Annotated in this window: 19 protein-coding genes; 18 read left to right on the top strand and 1 reads right to left on the bottom strand. The window is 60.7% G+C overall.

What is annotated here, in order from left to right:
• Positions 1-283: 283 nt before the first annotated feature.
• The 8 genes from C1N56_RS19960 to C1N56_RS19925 are packed head-to-tail and all read left to right on the top strand — an operon-like array spanning position 284 to position 8,691.
• Entirely contained in the window at positions 284-1,906 is a 1,623-nt protein-coding gene (locus C1N56_RS19960) for a TIGR04028 family ABC transporter substrate-binding protein (protein ID WP_104093335.1), read from the top strand.
• 10 nt (positions 1,907-1,916) lie between these two features.
• On the top strand, positions 1,917-2,861 hold the full coding sequence (locus tag C1N56_RS19955; protein WP_394517721.1) for an ABC transporter permease: 945 nt from the start codon (positions 1,917-1,919) through the stop codon (positions 2,859-2,861).
• Positions 2,858-3,715 (top strand): ABC transporter permease, encoded by an 858-nt coding sequence (locus C1N56_RS19950; RefSeq protein ID WP_150360323.1) that lies wholly within the window; start codon positions 2,858-2,860, stop codon positions 3,713-3,715. The genes C1N56_RS19955 and C1N56_RS19950 overlap by 4 nt, the downstream gene beginning before the upstream one ends.
• Positions 3,712-5,322, top strand: coding sequence for a dipeptide ABC transporter ATP-binding protein (locus C1N56_RS19945; RefSeq protein ID WP_215481272.1), 1,611 nt, complete (start codon positions 3,712-3,714; stop codon positions 5,320-5,322). The genes C1N56_RS19950 and C1N56_RS19945 overlap by 4 nt, the downstream gene beginning before the upstream one ends.
• Positions 5,319-6,323 carry a putative FMN-dependent luciferase-like monooxygenase gene (locus C1N56_RS19940; RefSeq protein ID WP_394517639.1) on the top strand — a complete coding sequence of 335 codons (1,005 nt, stop codon included), beginning with the start codon at positions 5,319-5,321 and terminating at the stop codon, positions 6,321-6,323. The genes C1N56_RS19945 and C1N56_RS19940 overlap by 4 nt, the downstream gene beginning before the upstream one ends.
• Before the next feature lie 12 nt (positions 6,324-6,335).
• A complete protein-coding gene (locus C1N56_RS19935) occupies positions 6,336-7,439 on the top strand; it encodes an alkylhydroperoxidase domain protein (RefSeq protein WP_059012116.1) in 1,104 nt (367 codons plus the stop codon).
• 2 nt (positions 7,440-7,441) lie between these two features.
• The gene (locus tag C1N56_RS19930; RefSeq protein WP_394517638.1) at positions 7,442-7,819 is read left to right on the top strand and encodes a peptidase dimerization domain-containing protein; all 378 of its coding nucleotides are present in this window, start codon (positions 7,442-7,444) and stop codon (positions 7,817-7,819) included.
• Between the two features lie 23 nt (positions 7,820-7,842).
• Positions 7,843-8,691, top strand: coding sequence for a VOC family protein (locus C1N56_RS19925; RefSeq protein WP_394517637.1), 849 nt, complete (start codon positions 7,843-7,845; stop codon positions 8,689-8,691).
• 154 nt (positions 8,692-8,845) lie between these two features.
• Here the strand turns inward: C1N56_RS19925 and C1N56_RS19920 are convergent, their stop codons facing one another.
• Positions 8,846-9,112: a YdgH/BhsA/McbA-like domain containing protein gene (locus C1N56_RS19920; protein WP_058770242.1), complete on the bottom strand. Its 267-nt coding sequence runs from the start codon at positions 9,110-9,112 to the stop codon at positions 8,846-8,848.
• Between the two features lie 660 nt (positions 9,113-9,772).
• Between C1N56_RS19920 and C1N56_RS19915 the strand changes: the two genes are divergently transcribed.
• The 10 genes from C1N56_RS19915 to C1N56_RS19870 are packed head-to-tail and all read left to right on the top strand — an operon-like array spanning position 9,773 to position 19,797.
• Positions 9,773-11,317: an arylsulfatase gene (locus tag C1N56_RS19915; RefSeq protein WP_394517720.1), complete on the top strand. Its 1,545-nt coding sequence runs from the start codon at positions 9,773-9,775 to the stop codon at positions 11,315-11,317.
• A gap of 48 nt (positions 11,318-11,365) precedes the next feature.
• Positions 11,366-12,661 (top strand): anaerobic sulfatase maturase, encoded by a 1,296-nt coding sequence (locus C1N56_RS19910; protein WP_166710413.1) that lies wholly within the window; start codon positions 11,366-11,368, stop codon positions 12,659-12,661.
• The gene (locus tag C1N56_RS19905) at positions 12,658-13,659 is read left to right on the top strand and encodes an AAA family ATPase (protein WP_150058957.1); all 1,002 of its coding nucleotides are present in this window, start codon (positions 12,658-12,660) and stop codon (positions 13,657-13,659) included. The genes C1N56_RS19910 and C1N56_RS19905 overlap by 4 nt, the downstream gene beginning before the upstream one ends.
• Complete coding sequence (locus tag C1N56_RS19900) at positions 13,656-14,585, top strand: DUF58 domain-containing protein (protein WP_215481266.1); 930 nt, start codon at positions 13,656-13,658, stop codon at positions 14,583-14,585. Before C1N56_RS19905 ends, C1N56_RS19900 begins: the two co-directional genes overlap by 4 nt.
• Positions 14,566-15,003 (top strand): DUF4381 family protein, encoded by a 438-nt coding sequence (locus tag C1N56_RS19895; RefSeq protein ID WP_215481265.1) that lies wholly within the window; start codon positions 14,566-14,568, stop codon positions 15,001-15,003. Before C1N56_RS19900 ends, C1N56_RS19895 begins: the two co-directional genes overlap by 20 nt.
• Entirely contained in the window at positions 14,996-15,973 is a 978-nt protein-coding gene (locus C1N56_RS19890) for a VWA domain-containing protein (protein WP_215481264.1), read from the top strand. The genes C1N56_RS19895 and C1N56_RS19890 overlap by 8 nt, the downstream gene beginning before the upstream one ends.
• Positions 15,970-17,469 (top strand): VWA domain-containing protein, encoded by a 1,500-nt coding sequence (locus C1N56_RS19885; protein WP_394517636.1) that lies wholly within the window; start codon positions 15,970-15,972, stop codon positions 17,467-17,469. The genes C1N56_RS19890 and C1N56_RS19885 overlap by 4 nt, the downstream gene beginning before the upstream one ends.
• The gene (locus C1N56_RS19880) at positions 17,466-18,482 is read left to right on the top strand and encodes an oxygen tolerance domain protein (RefSeq protein ID WP_394517635.1); all 1,017 of its coding nucleotides are present in this window, start codon (positions 17,466-17,468) and stop codon (positions 18,480-18,482) included. The genes C1N56_RS19885 and C1N56_RS19880 overlap by 4 nt, the downstream gene beginning before the upstream one ends.
• Entirely contained in the window at positions 18,479-19,501 is a 1,023-nt protein-coding gene (locus C1N56_RS19875; protein WP_394517634.1) for an HAD family hydrolase, read from the top strand. Before C1N56_RS19880 ends, C1N56_RS19875 begins: the two co-directional genes overlap by 4 nt.
• Positions 19,498-19,797, top strand: coding sequence for a YicS family protein (locus C1N56_RS19870; protein WP_150058950.1), 300 nt, complete (start codon positions 19,498-19,500; stop codon positions 19,795-19,797). The genes C1N56_RS19875 and C1N56_RS19870 overlap by 4 nt, the downstream gene beginning before the upstream one ends.
• Positions 19,798-19,866 lie beyond the last annotated feature (69 nt).

Raw genomic sequence — 19,866 nt, 5'->3', positions numbered from 1 at the left:
TGAAAGCCTGATTTTTCGTAAAGCGGATTTCGCTTTCTGTCGGGTTAACATTACGCGAGCCGGTAATGATCCGCAGCAGCAATAACCTCAGTGCAGGTTTTCAGGTTGAGAAAAAACAATTTTTATCGAGCCAGGAAAACAACCCGGTAATTGCGGCATAAAATTAATTCTCCGCTTTTGTTATTTTCGCAAAAGCTTAGTCCAATTCATTGGTTCAACTCACGGGTTGCACATTTGATGATGATTTCAGCCCACCGGGCACTTGATAACAAAGGAAATCATCATGAAGACGCATTTTCACTTGCGGGCGCTGAGCTTAGCCCTGCTGACAGGGATATTTAGCGCCCACGCGGCGGAGACGCCGGTCAAAGGCGGCACGCTGATTTATCTGGAACAGCAGGCACATACCAATCTTTATCCGCCGGCCGGGGGTTTTTATCCCAACGGCGGCATTCTTAATCAGATCACCGACAAACTGACGTGGCAAAATCCGAAAACGCTGCAGGTGGAACCGTGGATTGCCGAAAGCTGGAGCAGCAACGCGGATAAAACGGAATACACCTTTAAAATTCGTCCTGGCGTCACCTTTTCCGATGGCACGCCGCTGGATGCGAATGCCGTGGCGAAAAACTTTGATACTTACGGACTCGGTAATAAAGCCCAGCGCCTGCCGGTGTCTGAAGTGATTAATAATTACGAACGCAGCGAAGTGATTGATCCCCAGACGGTGAAGTTTTATTTCAAACAGCCCTCACCTGGATTTTTACAGGGCACGGCCACCATTGGCTCCGGACTGGTTTCGCTCAGCACGCTGCAGCGCAGTTTCGATCAACTCGGCGATGCGCGCCATATTATTGGCTCCGGGCCATTTGTGGTCAGCGATGAAAAGCTCGGGCGGGAAGTGGATTTAACCGCGCGCAAAGATTACCAGTGGGGACCGAAAAACAGCACCCAGCAGGGACCGGCGAATCTGGCTGGCATCAAATTTATCGTCACACCGGAAGATAGCGTGCGCATCGGCGCGCTGCTGGCCGGTCAGGCCGATTTTATTCGCCAGGTGCAGGCGTATGACGAAAAACAGGCGCAGCAGCAGGCGTTCCCGGTTTACGCTGCGCCGACGCGTGGCGTCAACGACAGCATCAGCTTCCGCCCGGATAACCCGCTGGTCAGCGATCTGCGCGTACGTCAGGCGCTGTTGCACGCGACCAACGCGCAGCAGGTGGTGCAAACGCTGTTTTCACCTAACTATCCGCAGGCCACCTCGGTACTCGCCGCCTCGGCCGCCGGATATGTCAACCTCGCGGACAAACTGAAATACGATCCCGCCCGCGCCAGGCAACTGCTTGATGAGGCTGGCTGGCAGCCCGGCAGCGACGGCATCCGCGCCAAAGCGGGGCAAAAGCTGGCCCTGACCGTGTATGAATCGCTGCCGCAGCCGCAGAACAAAGAAGTGCTGCAGCTGGTGGCCCAGCAGTGGCGTCAGGTTGGCGTCCAGCTCACGGTGAAAGCCGGTGACGCCGGCAGCCGCACGCTGGACAACCTCGATCCGCTAAAAACCCCGCTCACGGTCTCGGAAGTGGGCCGCGCCGACCCGGACGTGGTGAAGAGCATGTTTTATCCCGCCAACCGCGATGCGCTGCTGCAAAAAGGCGGCTCCAGCGACAAAGTCCGGCATTTCCGTGACGACCAACTCAACAAGCTTTTGGTGGCGATCTCGGCCGAAGTCGATCCGGCGAAACGTCTGGCGCTCACCGGAGACGCCCAACGTTATCTGCTGGATCAGGCTTATGTGATCCCGATCTTTGAAGAGCCGCAGGTGTTTGCCGGCGCGCCGTGGCTGAAGGGCGTGAGCTTTGAAGCCGTAGGCCGACCGTCGTTCTACGGCGCATGGCTGGAAAAACATTGAGAGGATGATGATGCGACACTCAATGCTGCATAGAGCGGGACAAAGCCTGCTGGTGTTATGGGCGGCGTTTACCCTGTCGTTTCTGCTGCTGCAGGTGCTGCCGGGCGATGCGGTGCTGATCAAGTTCCAGAATCCGGATCTGGGTCTCAGCCCGCAGCAAATTGCAGAGATGCGGCAGGCCTACGGTGCCGATAGCCCGATCTGGCAGCAGTATCTGCATACGCTGCTGGCGATGCTGCGCGGTGACTTTGGCTACTCGGTGCAGGCAGGTGTGCCGGTCAGCGATCTGCTGCGCAGCAATCTGCCCGCCACGCTGCAGCTGGCGCTGGCGGGATTTGCCGTTGCCTGCGTGGTCGCCTTCGCACTGGCGGCGCTGGCGCGACTGCCGGCGCTGTGCCTGCTGCGTACGCTATTGCAGTCGCTGCCGGCACTGTTTATTTCGCTGCCGACGTTCTGGCTTGGCATCGCGCTGATTCAGCTGTTCTCCTTTCAACTGCGCTGGATTCCGGTGATCAACCCATCGCCCCTGCAGGGACTGATTCTGCCGGTGCTGACTGTCGCCGTGCCCATCTCCGCCCCGCTGGCCCAGATTCTGCTGCGCAGCATCGATCAGGTTGCTACTCAGCCGTTTGTCGCCGTGGCCCGCGCCAAAGGTGCCAGCGCACAACACGTGCTGTGGCGCCATATCATGCGCAACGCGCTGCTGCCGGTGCTCAATGTGGCCGGTTTGCTGCTGGGGGAACTGATCGCGGGCGCGCTGATTACCGAAACCGTGTTCGGCTTAAGCGGCATCGGCCAGCTGACCCAGCAGGCGGTCAACAATCAGGATGTGGCGGTGTTACAGGCGGTAGTAATGATCTCCGCACTGGCGTTTGTACTGATCAATCTGCTGGTCGATCTGCTGATGCCGCTGTTCGACCCACGTCTGCAAACCGTAGCCGGAGGAAATTCATGAGTCTGGTCGATTACTCTACCGCGCGTCAGGGACAGCCGGCCTTGCGGCGCGATCGTGCCCGTCGCCTGCAGCCCGGCTTGTGGCTGGCATGGACGGTGCTGGCGCTGGCGTTTGTGGCGGCCGTGGCACCGCAGCTGTTTACCCACTATAGCCCGACCGAAGGTATTGCCGGCGCGCAGCGCTTAGCGCCGCACAGCGCGCACTGGCTCGGCACCGATCAACTTGGACGCGACCTGCTGGCGCGCATCGTCTATGGTGCCTCGCAGTCGCTCTCTGCGGCGGTCGCGGCGGTGGCGATGGGGCTCACTGGCGGAACCGCGCTGGGCGTCCTGGCCGGGGCCGTGGGCGGCCGCGGTGAACAGGCACTGATGCGACTGGTTGATGTGCTGCTTTCAATCCCGGCGCTGCTGCTGTCATTAAGCCTGCTGATCCTGCTGGGTTTTGGCACCGTGCACGCTGCGCTGGCGGTGGGCATCGCCTCGATTGCCAGTTTTGCCCGGCTGGCGCGCGGCGAAGTGGTGCGGGTACGCCGCAGTGAATATGTGGAAGCGGCTTATGGCAGTGGCGGCCGTTTCTGGCAGGTACTGTGGCGCCACATTGTCCCCAACTCGCTGACCGCGGTGATTGCCTTCGCCGCGCTGCAGTTTGGTCAGGCCATTCTGGCGCTCTCAACCCTCAGCTTTCTCGGCTATGGCACGCCGCCACCGACCCCCGAATGGGGTTTGCTGATCGCCGAAGGCCGCAACTATCTGGCTACCGCGTGGTGGCTGACTACCTTTCCCGGCGTGGTGGTGGTCGCCGTGGTGCTGGCGGCGAATCGCGTCAGCCGTCAGCTGGCAGGAGGTGACGCATGACAGCGCTATTGAGCGTGGAAAACCTCAGCCTCAGCTATCGCCAGCGCGGCGTGTGGCGTGAAGTGGTACATAACGTGAGCTTTTCCCTGCAGCCGGGCGAAATGGTGGCGCTGGTCGGTGAATCCGGCTCAGGCAAAACCACCACGGCCCAGGCGATTATCGGTCTGCTGGCGGACAATGCCCGGCGCGATAGCGGTAAAATTTTGCTGAACGGCACCGATATCGCCGGCTGGTCATCCCGGCGCATGGACAGCGTGCGCGGCGTACATATCAGCCTGGTGCCGCAGGATCCCGGTAATTCGCTTAATCCGGTGAAGACCATTGGCGATCAGGTTGGCGAGATCCTGCAGCTGCATCAGAAGCTTAGCCGGACCGCGCGCCAGCAGCGCGTGCTGGAGCTGCTGCAAAAAGTTGGACTGAGCCATCCTGAGCAGCGCCTGCATCAATATCCGCATCAGCTCTCTGGCGGGATGAAGCAGCGCGTGCTGATTGCCATCGCGCTCGCCCTGCAACCACAGTTGATCATCGCCGATGAGCCGACCAGTGCGCTGGATGTCACGGTGCAAAAGCGCATTCTCGATCTGCTCGACCAGCTACGCCGTGAGTTCGCCACCGCCGTGCTGTTTGTCACCCACGACCTGGCGCTGGCCGCGGAACGCGCGGACCGTCTGCTGGTGTTTCGTCACGGCGAGATCCAGGAACAGGGAAGCGCAGCGACGCTGGTCAGCGCGCCACAGCATCCTTATACCCGCCAGCTATTACAGGACGCGGTGCCCGACGCTACCGCTCTGCCTTATCCGTCCGCAGCCCGTTTTTCCACACCGGCGATTCAGCTCAACGCCATCGATAAACAGTTTGCGCTTGGCAGGCAGCAGACGCTGACGGTGGCGAAAGCGGTCAGCCTGACGGTGCCACGCGGCACGACGCACGCGCTGGTGGGTGAATCCGGCTCCGGCAAAACCACGCTGGCGCGCATTCTGCTTGGCTTTGAACGCGCCGATCGCGGCAAAGTGGTGATCGACGGCATTGATGCCAGCAGCCTGCGCGGCGAAGCGCTGCGCCAGCTACGGCGCAAAATCCAGTTTGTATACCAGAATCCGTTCGCCTCGCTCGATCCGCGCCAGACGCTGTTTAACATCATTGAAGAACCGCTGCGCAACTTTGGCTCGCTCAGCGCCGCCGCACGCCAGCAGCGGGTGCACGAAGTGGCGCAGCGGGTGGCACTGCCGCTGGAACTGCTGACGCGCAAGCCGCGCGAGCTGTCTGGCGGCCAGCGTCAGCGCGTCGCCATCGCACGGGCGTTGATCCCGCAACCGGCGATCCTGGTGCTGGATGAGGCAACGTCGGCGCTGGACGTCACGGTGCAGGCGCAGATTCTGCAGCTGCTGCAACAGTTGCAGCGCGAGCTGGGCCTCACCTATCTGTTTATCACCCACGATTTGGCCACCGTACGACGACTGGCACACAGCGTTACCGTGCTGCGCGCCGGCGAAGTGGTTGAACAAGGTGACACCGTCACACTGTTCAATGCGCCGCAGCATCCCTACACCCGCGCGTTGATTGACGCCATTCCGGTTTTCCGTCCGCTGATTAAGGAGTCTGCATGACGCGCAAACGCATCGGTTTTTTTACCCGCCTGCTCGACGACACCACGGCGCAACAGCGCTACCGGCTGGCGACGGAACAAATTCAGCACGCTGAACGCTGCGGATTTGACAGTGCCTGGATCGCGCAGCACCACTTTCATGAAAAAGAAGGCGGGCTGCCCTCACCGCTGGTGTTTCTTGCCCACGTGGCCGCGCACACCCGTCATATCCGCCTCGGCACCGGCATCATCACCCTGCCGCTGGAAAATGCCCTGCGCGTGGCCGAAGACGCGGCGGTGCTGGACCTGCTGAGCGACGGACGACTGGAGGTGGGGCTCGGCTCCGGCGGCACGCCAACCTCATTTTTGCCGTTTGGCCTGACCAGCGAACAGCGCGCCGGCGTGTTTGCCGACCAGTTGCATACGCTGCTCAGCGCGTGGCGCGGCGACACGCTGGCCCATCCGGACAATCATCTCTATCCGCCGGCGCCCACGCTGGCGCAGCGCGTGTGGATCGCCACCTTTTCCGTTGCAGGCGCGACGCGTGCCGGCCAGGCCGGTCACGGGCTGATGTTATCGCGCACCCAGCCGCGGCCGGCGGGTCAGCCGGACCTGTCGCTGCAGCAGCTGCAAAACCCGATGATCGATGCTTATCTCGCGGCGCTGCCGTCGGGCGTGGCGCCCCGCATCCTGGCTTCACGCACCGCGTTTGTTGCCGACTCGAACGACTACGCGCGCCGCCTTGCCGCGCCCGGTCTGCAACGCCAGGCAGAGCAGTTTCGCAAGGCGGGCCACGACATCACCGGCAGCACTCTGGAGAGCCACGCGCGCCAGTTCGATGCACATATCGGCGATGCGGACGCGGTGCTGGCTTCGCTGCTGGCCGACAGCACGCTGACGCGCGCCACCGACATCACCTTCCAGGTGCACTCTATTGATCCGCCGCACGCCGATACGCTGCGTTCGGTGGCGTTAATTGCTGAACATATTGCCCCCACGCTGCGTGCGCTGGGTACCGCTTAACAGGAGAAAACCATGTCTCAGGCTACAGATTTACTGGCGGCGCTGGCCGATATCGACCCGGCTGCGCAACTGGCAGAGGCGCGCAACGTGCGTCAGGCCGCGACCCGACACGCTCAGGGCAGCTATGAGGTGCTGTTTGGCGAGGATGACGACGATTTCCCGCTGGCGCAGCGCTACGCGCTCGCCGGGCAGGTCGCCGGCTGGCACGGCGTCACGTCATTGCAGGCACACTATCAGCAGCAATCCAGCGCCCCCCCGGCAGATGCGCGCTTTGCCGCCGGTCGCGCCTTTGCTGAGCTGCTGAGCCTGCATCCGGTCGACGCCACACCGCAACAACTGACCACGCTGCGCCATGCCGGCTGGACGCCGCGCGGCATCGTCACGCTGGCGCAGCTGGTGGGATTTGTCAGCTTTCAGAGTCGCCTGCTGACCGGCCTGCGCCTGCTGAGCGGTGAAACATCGCGCGCGCAGCCGCATGCGGTGGCCGGCAAATGGCATAGCGCCCCGCTTACGGCCAGCGGTCAGACTGCGCTCACTGCGTTTACCCAGCAGGAGCTGGGCTGGGAGCCGTGGCTGGCAGCCAAACCGCTCAGCGAGTTTACAGCGGAAGAACAGGCGACGCTGGCAAAAAACGGTCATAGCGAGTCCGACTATTTCCGTCTGCTGGCGCGCAATCTGCCGCTGCTGGAACAACGCACGCTGACGGATAAAGGCATCTTTTATACGCCGGGCGGTTTGCCTCGCGCCGAGCGTGAACTGGCGGCTACGGTAGTGAGTAAAGTCAACGGCTGCATTTACTGCGCGTCCGTGCATGCCCGCAAAGCCAGTCAGCTGTCAAAAGATGAGACTGCGGTGCAGAAACTCCTGAATGTCGCGCCGGGTGCCGAGCTGGCACACGGCCAGTCCGCGCGCTGGGCGGCGATTATCGATTTTGTCGCCACCTTATCGCTAACCCCGGTCGCCAGCAGCCAGACCCAGCTGCAGGCGCTGCGCGAGCACGGGCTGGATACGCTGCAGCTGCTGGACCTGATCCAGTCCGCCGCGTTTTTTGCCTGGGCCAACCGCCTGATGCTAACGCTGGGCGAACCTTTCTTACCCGAACAGCCGCAGGGATGACCATGACACACACGTTATCTGCCACACCGGCAGCGTTTACTGACCATTTTCAAATCACCATTCACGGCAAAGGCGCTCACGCTGCACGTCCACATGAGGGCATCGACAGTATCGTTACCGGCAGCCACATCGTCAGCGCGCTGGCGGCCGCCGGCCTGAATGTCACCCGCTTTCAGGGTGGCAACAGCTGGAACGTGCTGCCGCCAGAGGTCGTCGTGGAAGGTGTGCTGCACAGCGAGGATGCCAGCGCGCGCCAGCGGTCATCGGCGCAGGCCGCGACGCTGGTCAGCCATATTGCCCGGGCGTTCGGCGCCGAAGCGCAGCTCGCCTGGCAACCGCAACGCGAAGCCGAACGCAGCGCGACATCGCGGTCATCGTAATGATGCGAACCAGGAGGCAGATAATGGCGATACCGGTACCCGTTCCACAGCTCGATCATGCAGTGATCAATGTTGCCGATCGGCTGGATGACGCCAGCGCGCTGTATCGCCGGCTCGGTTTCCAGCTCACGCCACGCGGCCATCATTCGCTGGGCTCCAGTAATCATCTGGCGGTGTTTGGTGATAATTATCTGGAACTGCTGGGCTATGAAGCCGGGCGTGCGCACCGGCGTCAGGATATCTGGCAGGCACCGGCGGGCCTGAGCGGTCTGGTATGGAAAACCGGCGATGCCGATGCAGTGTGGCGCTATCTCGAAAGTCAGGATATTGATGGCGATCCCGCCGCCAGTTTTTACCGGCCGGTGCAGTTGCCGGATGGTAGCGCACAGCAGGCGCGTTTTCGCACCGTTCGCCTGCGCCCCGCACTGGTGCCAAACGGACGCAGTTTTTTCTGCCAGCATGAGACACCGCAGGCGGTCTGGCAGACAATGTGGCAGCAGCATCCCAACGCGGTGACCGACATTATTGAGTTTGTGGTGGTGGCCCAGGATCCGGCAGCCGCCGCGCTGCCCTACAGTCGTTTATTTGGTGCCGATAAGCTCACCGCCTGCCAGCAGGGCGCGTTTGTGCTGAAAGCGGGCGTGGCCACCGTGCGCTTTGCCGCTGCGCACTATGTGACGCAGCGCTTTACCGGCCTGCCGCCCGATTATGACGGCAGTGCGCGTATGGCCGCGCTGACGCTACGCAGCAGCGACTTACGCAGGGTGAAAGCCAGCCTGCTGCTGGGCGATGTGCCTTTTCGCGAAGAGTCGGATGCCATCGTGGTCAGCGCGGAACAGGCCAGCGGCGTGGCGCTGCGGTTTCAGCTATGAAAGCATTGTCGGAGTAGATTGCCTGCTGACGACCTGGCAAGCGAACCAGATCTTAATCTCATCGCTTACTGTAGAAATAGAAACACGACAACAGGCCGTTATTAAAACGGCCTGTTGCAATGACTATGACGCCTGATTTGCAGCGTATAATTTATTATTTATACACTGTTGCCGTACCCTGTATTTTCTTGCCTTCTTTGCCGGAGGTGATCACAAAATATTTACCCCCCATCTCATCGGCCTTTTTCGAGATTTCAGCCATGGCCTCTGCCGGTGAACTGTATTCATTATTGGTACTAACCTTACCAACTTCCTGATACTGCTTAGCCTCTTCTTTAGTAATCTCCTGCGCTGCCAGAGCCGATAAAGAGAAAGTTGACGCCACCAGCAATGACATTATTGCTACCGTAATTTTTTTCATAAATCACCCCAGATTAATTGATTCCATCCCGTTCCGGATGGCCTTTTAAGGCTTAGGTGAGCCATAAAAATAACGCAAACCTGAACGCTGAAAAATATGACCCGCCTCGTAAAAAATAACCAGCCCCTTTCAGCCCACAGAAAATTTATTCATATATTACAATATATTAAGTTATTTTAAGCTTATTCAAAATAAGAAATTCCCTAGACGAAATGCGGAGCAGTGCGATACAGCAGAAAAAAATCACTCTGCCGCTCACATTTTTAAAATAGCACTTGGCATTCCAGTTATGAGCCGCTATGGTTGCTACATAACCAGATACACAGCCTGCTCATTTTTTGCATTTTTATACCTTGGTTACTTATATCCTCTCGCACACCGCATATTTTTCGCCTGCACGCAGCCTGCGTGCAGCGGGCCACGCTTTAATAAAAACTATTTAAAATCACAGATAATCAGACTGACTGAGCACCGCCATTCCGCACCGGGAAATAGCTATCAAAAAGATGCGTTTATTCATCTGCCGTCCTTTCAGGGTAAGGAGGAAATAACCGTCTGCGCAGCACTTATTCGGTCGGAAAAATTCTGACCTGGTCGGAATACAATTATCGGAGTGCAGAAATGTCCAGATTACCTTTTAGCAAGTCACTATTAGCGTCCATGCTATCTGTGGCCTGCTGTTCCTGGAGCGCCCATGCGGCTCCTCAATCCCCGACGCCCTCTACCGCGCCCGAGCAAAATTCGGGCAAGCCTAACATCGTGGTGATTTTTGGCGATGACATTGGCTACTGGAACATCAGTTCCTATAACCAGGGTACCATGGGATACAAAACGCCCAACATCGACAGTATTGCCGCCGAGGGCGCCAAATTCACCTCGTATTACGCCGAGCAAAGCTCCACCGCCGGACGCTCGTCGTTTATCACCGGGCAGATGCCGTTCCGCACCGGCATGAGTAAAGTCGGTATGCCAGGTGCGCCGCAGGGCCTGCAGAAAGAAGATCCGACCATTGCCTCGATCCTGAAACAGCTCGGCTATGCCACCGGTCAGTTTGGTAAAAACCATCTGGGCGATCGCAATGAATTCCTGCCTACCGCACACGGTTTCGACGAGTTCTTTGGCAATCTGTATCACCTGAACGCCGAAGAAGAACCGGAGAACCCGGACTATCCGAAAGATCCTGAGTACCGTAAACAGTTCGGTCCGCGCGGCGTCATTAAAGCCAGCGCGGATGGCAAGGTTGAAGATACCGGGCCACTGAACGTGAAACGTATGGGCACGGTGGATGAAGAGTTCCTCGCCGCCAACAACGATTTCATGGAGCGTCAGGTCAAAGCGGGCAAACCGTTTTTTACCTGGTTCAACACCACGCGCATGCACAACAAAACGCACATTAAACCGCAGGATCAGGGCGTGACCGGCCTCGGCGACTACGCGGACGGCATGGTTGAGCACGATAAAATGATCGGCGAGGTGCTGAAGAAAATTAAAGACCTGGGTATCGAAGATAACACCATCGTGATTTACACCACCGACAACGGTCCGATGATCGCCACCTGGCCTGATGCCGGCATGACGCCATTCCGCGGTGAGAAAAATACCGGCTGGGAGGGCGGGTTCCGCGTCCCCGCGATGATCAAATGGCCGGGGCATATTAAGCCCGGCACGATGATCAACGATATTTTCGGCAGCAACGACTGGTTCCCGACGCTGGTTGCCGCAGCGGGCGTGCCGGATATCAAACAGCAGCTGCTGAAAGGCTATAAGACCAGCGCCATGACCTACAAAGTGCATCTGGACGGTTACAACCAGCTGGATTTCCTGCAGGGCAAAGGGCCCGACCAGCGTAATGAGTTCTTCTACTGGAGCGATGACGGCGATCTGTTAGCGATGCGCTACGGTCGCTGGAAAGCGCATTTCATGATTCAGGAACACACCGGCCTCGACCTGTGGAAATATCCGTTCGTTAAACTGCGCACGCCACTGATCTTCGACCTGGAGATCGACCCGCTGGAGCGCGGTGACAGCGGTATGGATTACAACCACTGGTTCTATGACCGTCTGTTCCTGCTGGGTGGCGCGCAGAAATATGCCGCAGAAATGCTGCAAAGCTTCAAAGAGTTCCCGCCTCGTCAGAAACCCGGATCTTTCACCGTTTCGGATGTGCAGAAACTGATTGACGAAGGCAGCCCGGCCACCAACTGAGTTATCACTCACAGCCGGGCACGCCGTGCCCGGTATTCGGAGGCATTGATGAAATACAGCACCACACTGCCGGTTCGCCCGTTGCCCTCGGCGGAAAAATACAACGGCATCGGCCCGGCGTATAAACGCCGCTTTCACGTAATGGCCAAACCCACCGGCTCGCGCTGCAATATCGACTGCAACTACTGTTTTTACCTGCATAAAGAGCAGCTGCTGCAGCAGGATCATCACAGCGGCATGTCCGATGAAGTGCTGGAAAACTATATTCGCCAGTACATTGATAGTCAGGATGGCGATCAGGTGGTGTTCTCGTGGCAAGGCGGTGAACCGACGCTGATGGGGTTGCCGTGGTTCGAAAAGGTGGTGGCGCTGCAGCAAAAGTATCAGAAGCCAGGACAACGCATCGAGAATGATCTGCAAACCAATGGCATCCTGCTGAACGATAGCTGGGCGCGCTTTCTGAAGCAGCATCACTTTCTGGTCGGGCTGTCGATTGATGGCCCGCGCGAGTTGCACGATCGCTATCGCGTAACACGCAGCGGTAAACCGACTTTCGACAAAGTGATGGCGGGTGTGGCGGCGCTGCAACGCCACGGCGTACCGTTCAACGCGCTGGTCACGGTCAACCGGACCAATGCACGCTTTCCGCTGCAGGTGTACCGCTTTCTCACGCGCGAACTGGGCGCGACCTATCTGCAATTCAATCCCTGCGTCGAGCCGGTCGATTTTACCCAAACCGCGCCGCAGTTCTGGCGCGATGACAGCATCCCGGTGAGCGGTTCCCGCCGCGCGCGGCCGGGCGATCTCGACTCGGTGGTGACCGACTGGTCGGTCGATCCCGATGACTGGGGACGCTTTCTCATCGCCGTGTTTGAGGAGTGGGTCAACAACGATTTAGGGCGCGTGCAGGTTAACCTGTTTGAAACGGCAGTGGCGCAAACCCTGGGCCTGCCGGGCCAGATCTGCGTGACCTCAGAGTTCTGCGGCAAGGGTCTCGCCATTGAAAAAAACGGTGATATCTATGCCTGCGATCACTACGTCTATCCGGAGTATCAGCTGGGCAATATTGCCAATACTAAACTGGCGCACCTGGCGTTTTCCGAACGGCAAAAAGCGTTTGGCCTCGGGAAACGCGACACCCTGCCCGCCGTCTGCAAACGCTGTCCTTACCTCAAATTATGCTGGGGCGAATGCCCGAAAAACCGCATCGTGCGTAGCGCTGAGGGTGAACCCGGCCTTAACTATCTCTGTCCCGGCATCAAAGCGTTTTTTTCCTATGCTCAGCCGATCCTGGTGGGTATCGCCACGCTGCTTGAGCGGGAAAAACAGGGAGTGACGCAATGACCCTGCGGCAACGGTTTCTCGACCTGGAAGCGAGCATGAACCAGCAGGTGCTGGGTCAGCCAGAGCTGGTGCGCATGCTGATTATCGCGCTGCTATGCGACGGCCACGTTCTGCTGGAAGGACTGCCCGGACTGGCCAAAACCCGTGCGGTGCGTGAGCTGGCGCGCCACATTGAAGGCGACTTCAGCCGTATTCAGTTCACACCGGATCTGCTGCCCTCGGATATCACCGGCAGCGAAATTTATCAGCAACACGCCACGCGTGAAGAGGAGCAGTTTCGTTTCCGGCCAGGCCCGGTGTTCGGCAACCTGATTCTGGCCGATGAGATCAACCGCGCCTCGGCCCGCGTGCAGTCGGCGTTGCTGGAAGCCATGGAGGAGCGTCATGTCACGGTGGCGGGCAACAGCTGGCCGCTGCCCGGCGTGTTTATGGTGCTGGCGACGCAGAACCCGGTCGATCAGGAAGGCACCTGGCCTCTGCCGGAAGCGCAGCTGGATCGCTTCCTGATGAAAGTGCTGGTGCACTATCCCTCGAAAGAGAATGAACAGCGCGTGATGCAGCTGGTGCGCGCCGAACAGCAGGCAAAATATCGCGAACAGGACACCCCTGCCGTCAGCGCCGCTGTGCCGCCGCTGGTGAAAATCAGCCAGGCGGACATCGGGCGCTGCTGGCAGGCCATCTCCGACATTTACGTCGCGCCCACGGTGGAAGATTACATCGTCTCGCTGGTGGAAATGACGCGCCAGCCGCAGCAGGTCAGCGACACCTTTGCCAGCTATGTGGCGCTGGGTATCAGCCCGCGCGGCACGCTGGCACTGGACCGCGCCGGGCGTGCGCAGGCGTGGCTCGAAGGGCGCGATGCGGTGTTGCCGGACGATATTCAGCGCATTGCCCCGGCGGTGCTGCGGCATCGTCTGCTGCTGAGTTATCAGGCCAGCGCCGACCAGGTGACAGCCGATGATGTGGTGCGCATGCTGCTGGATGCGGTGGTCGCATGACGGATACCGCACTGGCCGTCACCCTGCCCGGCCTGCTGGCGCTGGCGGGTGCAGCGCAGCAGCTGCGCAATCCGCCGGCTCAGCTGCCGCCCGGCGCGATGGCCGGCGAGCGCGTGTCGCGTCAGCAGGGACGCGGACTCAATTTTGACAGCCTGCGCCGCTATCAGCCGGGCGATGATGTGCGGCTGATCGACTGGCAGGCCACCGCGCGTCTGCGCACACCCTGGGTGCGGTTGTATAACGAAGAGCGCGAGCGGCCGGTATATCTGCTGGTTGATCAGCGCCTGGACATGTATTTCGCCACGCGCGGGCTGACTAAATCGGTTGCCGCCGCTCATCTGGCAGCGCTGCTGGCGTGGCGTAGCTGGCACGATGGCGATCGTCTCGGGGCCGCCGTGTTCAGCGATGATACCCTAAGGTTGCAGCGCTGCCGCTCGCCGAAACTCGCCCTGGCGCCGTGCCTGAATGACCTGCATCAAATGAATAATCAGCTGCCGGCGCGCTATCCGCAGGAGCCCGCCAGCAGTCTGCCACTCCATCAGGTGCTGCAACGTATCCGGGCGCAGGTGCCTGCCGGAAGCTGGCTGGCACTGATCAGCGATTTCCACGATCTTGACGCTCAGAGTGACGCGCTGCTGGCGGCGCTGGCGCGCCGGTGTGATATCACCGCCTTTGTGCTGCTCGACGATCTGCATCTGCGGCTTCCGCATCAGGGCTATCTCGCCGCGCATTACCAGCATCAGCACGTTACGCTGCCGCTTTCGCCCGCGTTGCGTCAGCAGATTAGCGAGCGGGTCACCGCCCGGCTGGCACAGCAGCAGACGCGACTGCTGCGGCTCGGCATCCGCGTGCAGCACATTGTGGTGAGTGAACCGTTATTGCGTCAGCTGACGCAGGGAGACGAGCATGCTGGAAAAAGGCTTTAGCGTTCCGCCACTGCTGCAGCCTGACCTGCCGCCCGCGATATCCTGGCTGCCGCTGCCTGCGGGCTGGTGGTGGCTGGCAGGCGCGTTAGCGGCCCTGCTTGTGCTGCTGGCGCTGTGGCGCACAGCGCGCTGGCGGCGCAATCGCTGGCGGCGTGAAGCGCGTCAGGTTTTACGTCACGACAACAGCATTGATAGCTGGCTGCGGCTGATTAAGCGGGTGCGGCTGGTGCACCAGCCGCGTGCTCAGGTCAGTGAACTGAGCCTCAGCCAGTTACTGCAGGAGCTACCGCTGGATGCCGCGACCTATCAGCGGCTGTTTGACGGTTACTGCCAGCCGGACAATAGCCTGTCGCCTGATGAAATGCAGCGCCTGCGCAGCCAGCTGCGGCGCTGGCTGGAGGCACTGCCCGATGTCTGAACTGCTTACCCGCTTCGATTTTGCCTGGCCGTGGGTCTGGCTCCTGCTGCCGCTGCCGCTGCTGACGCGCTTTCTGCTACCACCACGCCAGCCGGTCAGCGAAGAGGTGCGCGTGCCGTTCCTGCCGGAACTGGTGAGGGAGTTGCGTCTGGAGAATGCCCCTCCGGCCAGCCGCTGGCCTCAGACGCTGCTGTTCTGGCTGGTGTGGCTGCTGTTACTGGCCGCGCTGGCGCGCCCTGAGCTGCTGTTGCCACCGCAGCTACAGCATAAGCCGATGCGCAATGTGGTGCTGGTGCTGGATGTTTCCGGTTCGATGGCGAAAAACGACGCCGGCGCGGGCACCACTCGCCTGCAGGCGGTGCAGCGCTCGGTGCACAATTTTGTGCTCCAGCGAACCCGCGATCGCATCGGGCTGGTGATTTTTGCCAGTCAGGCGTGGCCGTTTGCGCCGATCAGCGCCGATAAGCAGGCACTGCTAGCGCGCATCAACCAGCTGGCACCCGGCATGGTGGGCCAGCAAACCGCCATCGGCGATGCGCTGGGGGTAGCGGTCAAACTGCTGGACAGCAGCCTGGAACAGGACGCCAGCCGCATGGTGATTTTACTTACCGACGGCAACGATACCGCTTCACAGCTGCCGCCCGCCCTCGCTGCGCAGCTGGCAGCAGAGCATCAGGTGCAGGTTGATACCATTGCCTTTGGCGATCTCAACGCCAGCGGCGAGGACAAAGTCGATAGCGCGCTGATGCAGGATATTGCCCGCATCACCGGCGGCAGCGCGTTTCAGGCGGCTACCTCAGGCAGCGCACTGCAACGTGTCTGGCAATCCATTGACGCCCAAACTCCGGCGCAGGTGGCGACGCTCGGTCTGTCGTTTACACGCCCGCTGTTTGCCTGGCCGCTCGGCGCGGCGCTGGCGCTGTTAACCGCGGCGTTGTTGCTGGCGCGCCTGCGGGAGCGTGCAGCATGAATGGCTTTCATTTTATGCACCCGTGGTGGCTGTGCGGGCTGCTGGTTTGTCTGGCACTGGCGTGGCTATTGCGCGCGCCGCGCAGCGCCTGGCAGCGCATTATGACAGCGCCGTTTCACGCCCTGATTACCGGTAAGCGACTGCAGCGGCTGTCACCCGTACCGTGGCTGCTGGCGCTCGGCGTGCTGGCGCTGGCAGGGCCGTCATGGCAGAAGGCGTTACCGGGCGGCGTTACGCCGCAAAGTAACGTGATGGTGATTCTGCAACAGGATCTCAGCATGCTGGCGCAGGATCTCCCGCCCGACCGGCATCAGCGCATGCAGCATAAGATCGCTCAGCTGATGCAGCAGATGCCGGGTAGCCACTTTGGCCTTGTGGTGTATCGCGGCGGTGCCTGGCTGACCACGCCGCTGACCAACGATCCGGCCTTTTACTCGCTGTTCTTGCAGGCGCAGCAGCCAACGTTACTGCCGGACGGTCAGGGCAATGGCCTGGCGGCCGCTCTCAGGCTGGCCGATGATAATCTGCCGGACACGCCGCGCAGCATTGTGCTGGTGGCCGATACGTTGCGCCAGGATGATGCCCGGTTGCTCGGCCAGACCTCGCTGCCGCTGCAGCTGTGGGTGCCCGGCACTGCGCCAGGCGGCCCCTTGCCGCCCGCTTTCGCCAGTCAGGCTATTGATACCCGCCTCAACGTGGCGCGCTTCCAGCAGCTACGCGCCAACGGCGTGGCGGTTACGCTCGCCACCCCCGATGACAGCGATCTGCCTGCCATCAGACGCCATATTCAGCAAAGCCTCAGCGCCCAGCAAAACAGTCGCGAGGATCTGCCGTGGCACAACAGCGGCTACTGGCTGATTGCGCCGATGTTGTTGCTGCTGTGGTGGCGTCGTCAGATACTGATCGTGCTGATTGTGTTGCCGCTCGGTGGGATAACGCCGCCGGCCGCCGCCGCGCTGCTGGATGCGTTTATCCCGCCCGACCTGCAAGGGCAACATGCCTTTCAACGGCAGGATTACGCGCGCGCGGCGCAGCACTATGTCGATCCGCTGCGCCGCGGCATTGCGCTCTACTATGCCGGTGATTTTTCCGCCGCCAGCGGCGCTTTTCGTCAGGCACCCGTGACGCCTGAATCGCTGTTGTGGCTGGGCAACAGCCTGGCGCAGCAGAAACAGTGGCAGCAGGCGCTGCAGCATTACGATCAGGCGCTGAGCCTGCGTCCCGACTGGCGTATGGCACAACAAAATCGCGCCAGTATCGCGCGCATTGTGATGCAGCTTCGTCAGCAGGAGCGCGATCGCCAGGCGGCACAGGGGAAAGAACAGGATTACGATCCTGACGGCAGCAAAAAAGATCTGCACAAACAGCAGGGCGTCGCGCAGCAGGTCATGCAGCCTGCAGGTCACGCGGCACCGCAGGTCAGTCAGTGGTACGACAATCTCAGCCTGTCGCCCGGTGGCCTGCTGGAAAATCTCTATCGTCAGGAGTCACCATGAGAACGCTGCTGATTTGCCTGCTGCTGCTGACCGGGCCCGCGCGCGCCGCAATGGACATCACGCGCGAGCTGGTCGGCGATGACCGTTTGGTGCCCGGCCAGCCGCTGCGCGTCGCGGTAACCTACTGGACCGATAGCTGGTTTAACCCGCCGCCGCAGTGGCCTGACTTTCCGGTCAGCAACGGCACGCTGTTGCCGGCGGCCATTCCCAATCAGCTGGTATCGCGTCAGCGTGACGGTGTCAGCTGGAGCGGCATCCGCATGGAGCGGCAGCTGATGGCCTGGGATCAGGGCAAACTGCAGCTGCCGGCGCTGGACATCACTTTGCAATCCGCAGGCCAGCCGCCGCAGACCGTTACGCTGCCAGCGCTGGAAAAAAATGTGCGCTGGCCGCCGGATGTGCAGCAGCCGGATCGTTTCCTGCCCGCCGCCACGCTTCATCTGCAGGAAAAAGTGACACTGTATCGTGCCGCGCAGGGCGACGCGCTACACGCAGGCGACGTGGTGGAACGTCAGATTACGCTGCAGGCCAGTGGTGTGGTCTCCGGACAGATTCCACCGGTGCTGATCGATTTGCCCGGTGCCAGTACCCAGCTGCTGACGCCCGAGGTTAGCGTCCTGACCAGCGGACGCGGTGAAATCACTGGCAGCCAGCGACGCGAGCGGCTGCGCTATCTGCCGGACAGCGCCGGCAGCCTGACGCTGCCGCCGGTGCAGCTGCGCTGGTGGGATACGCGACAACAGACATGGCAGCTCGCCACGCTGCCCGCCCATCACTATGACATTCTGCCTGCGCGCACGGCCGGCAGCGAACAGGTGCTGCGTGCCGGGCCTGAACGCCCCTGGTGGCAGTGGCTGCTGCTCGCCGCAACCGTGGTTCTCCTCGTCGCGGTGCTGTGGGCTGGCCGCCATTTACTGCGTCAGGCGCTGATGTTTGCCGGCCATGCGTGGAGCCGCCTGTGGCGTATTCATGCGCTGCCCGATCTCGTTCCACATCACAGGAGTCGCCGATGAAAACTGTTTCAATACTGGCGGGCCTCACGCTGTGCCTCGCTAGCGTCAGTCAGGCTGACGATCTCTCCGCCTGGCGTGACGGTGCGGCAAAGCGTGCCATTACACAGTGGGTGGATGACACCACCCGCGCCGGCAGCGCTGACTTTATTCCTCTTAACCAGCGCTACGTGGTGTTCGATAATGACGGCACGCTATGGCCGGAAGCACCGCTCACCTTTCAGCTGCAGTTTGCGCTCGATGAAGTGAAACGGCTGGCACCGCAGCATCCGCAGTGGCAGCAGGATGCGCTGGTGCAGGGGGTGCTCAGCAACAACACGGCCGCTATTGCCGCCAGCGGGAAAAAGGGGCTGATGCATTTGCTGACACTGACTCACAGCGGTATCACCACCGATGAGTTTGCACAACGCGTGCAAAACTGGGTGGCGACGCAGCGGGATACGCGTTTTGGCTGCCGCTACGATCGCATGGGCTATCTGCCGATGCGCCAGCTGCTGGATTATCTGCGCGCTCACGGTTTCCGCACCTGGATTATCTCCGGCGGCGGCATCGATTTTATGCGCGTGCTGGCGGAACAGATGTACGGCATTCCACCCGAGCAGGTGGTTGGCTCGTTTTCCCTTGCGGAATTTTCACTCAGCGACAACGGCACGCAGTTGCGGAAAACCATGAATGGTGCATTTTATGATGATGAAGCGGCCAAACCGGTGGCCATCCATCTGTTCATGGGCCATCGGCCGGTAGCAGCGTTCGGCAACAGCGACGGCGATGTGCCGATGCTGCAATACACCTCGGGGAATCCTGCCGCCAGCACCTTCGGCCTGCTGGTGCATCACACCGATGCACAGCGGGAATACGCCTACGATGCGCATCCGCCGGCCAGCGGCAAACTGGTTAACGGTCTCAGGCTGGCCGCGCACTATGGCTGGACCGTTGTCGATATGAAACAGGACTGGGGTACGGTGTTCGATCCCGCCCAGTGCCCGGCCGCCGTTTCCGTTCATCAAGGAGAAGCAAAATGAAAACATTACCTTTCACTGCCATGATCGCCCTGCTCACCCTGAGTGCCACGTCTGCGCTGGCAGCGTCGCCGTATGAGAATCTGGCGCTGGCGCTGCGGCAGCAGACCATGATCAACGATCTGCGCACTCACTGCCGCGTGCCGGTCTCCATCGACGACGAAAAAATCAAGCAGACCTTTCTGGCGGATAAGAGCAATCACAACGCGCTGCTGCAGGCGGCTGATGCGCTGAAGATGGGCAAGCATCAGCATTATCAGCAGCTGATGTCGCAGATAACCTGCCCGGATTTTAGCTGATCGTCGCTGACAGGAAACGCCAGACACCATCGTGTTCAGCGCGGAACAGGCCAGCGGCGTGGCGCTGCG

This window comes from Pantoea sp. SGAir0175 (genome assembly GCF_043547855.1).
The sequence above is the reverse complement of the archived record's forward strand: the minus strand, read 5'-3'. Positions and strand labels throughout refer to the sequence as shown.

What these genes read in the sequence shown, in the direction of transcription:
- C1N56_RS19960 (WP_104093335.1), top strand. Translation starts at nt 284, where the DNA reads ATGAAGACGCATTTTCACTTGCGGGCGCTGAGCTTAGCCCTGCTGACA.
- C1N56_RS19955 (WP_394517721.1), top strand. Translation starts at nt 1,917, where the DNA reads ATGCGACACTCAATGCTGCATAGAGCGGGACAAAGCCTGCTGGTGTTA.
- C1N56_RS19950 (WP_150360323.1), top strand. Translation starts at nt 2,858, where the DNA reads ATGAGTCTGGTCGATTACTCTACCGCGCGTCAGGGACAGCCGGCCTTG.
- C1N56_RS19945 (WP_215481272.1), top strand. Translation starts at nt 3,712, where the DNA reads ATGACAGCGCTATTGAGCGTGGAAAACCTCAGCCTCAGCTATCGCCAG.
- C1N56_RS19940 (WP_394517639.1), top strand. Translation starts at nt 5,319, where the DNA reads ATGACGCGCAAACGCATCGGTTTTTTTACCCGCCTGCTCGACGACACC.
- C1N56_RS19935 (WP_059012116.1), top strand. Translation starts at nt 6,336, where the DNA reads ATGTCTCAGGCTACAGATTTACTGGCGGCGCTGGCCGATATCGACCCG.
- C1N56_RS19930 (WP_394517638.1), top strand. Translation starts at nt 7,442, where the DNA reads ATGACACACACGTTATCTGCCACACCGGCAGCGTTTACTGACCATTTT.
- C1N56_RS19925 (WP_394517637.1), top strand. Translation starts at nt 7,843, where the DNA reads ATGGCGATACCGGTACCCGTTCCACAGCTCGATCATGCAGTGATCAAT.
- C1N56_RS19920 (WP_058770242.1), bottom strand. Translation starts at nt 9,112, where the DNA reads ATGAAAAAAATTACGGTAGCAATAATGTCATTGCTGGTGGCGTCAACT.
- C1N56_RS19915 (WP_394517720.1), top strand. Translation starts at nt 9,773, where the DNA reads ATGCTATCTGTGGCCTGCTGTTCCTGGAGCGCCCATGCGGCTCCTCAA.
- C1N56_RS19910 (WP_166710413.1), top strand. Translation starts at nt 11,366, where the DNA reads ATGAAATACAGCACCACACTGCCGGTTCGCCCGTTGCCCTCGGCGGAA.
- C1N56_RS19905 (WP_150058957.1), top strand. Translation starts at nt 12,658, where the DNA reads ATGACCCTGCGGCAACGGTTTCTCGACCTGGAAGCGAGCATGAACCAG.
- C1N56_RS19900 (WP_215481266.1), top strand. Translation starts at nt 13,656, where the DNA reads ATGACGGATACCGCACTGGCCGTCACCCTGCCCGGCCTGCTGGCGCTG.
- C1N56_RS19895 (WP_215481265.1), top strand. Translation starts at nt 14,566, where the DNA reads ATGCTGGAAAAAGGCTTTAGCGTTCCGCCACTGCTGCAGCCTGACCTG.
- C1N56_RS19890 (WP_215481264.1), top strand. Translation starts at nt 14,996, where the DNA reads ATGTCTGAACTGCTTACCCGCTTCGATTTTGCCTGGCCGTGGGTCTGG.
- C1N56_RS19885 (WP_394517636.1), top strand. Translation starts at nt 15,970, where the DNA reads ATGAATGGCTTTCATTTTATGCACCCGTGGTGGCTGTGCGGGCTGCTG.
- C1N56_RS19880 (WP_394517635.1), top strand. Translation starts at nt 17,466, where the DNA reads ATGAGAACGCTGCTGATTTGCCTGCTGCTGCTGACCGGGCCCGCGCGC.
- C1N56_RS19875 (WP_394517634.1), top strand. Translation starts at nt 18,479, where the DNA reads ATGAAAACTGTTTCAATACTGGCGGGCCTCACGCTGTGCCTCGCTAGC.
- C1N56_RS19870 (WP_150058950.1), top strand. Translation starts at nt 19,498, where the DNA reads ATGAAAACATTACCTTTCACTGCCATGATCGCCCTGCTCACCCTGAGT.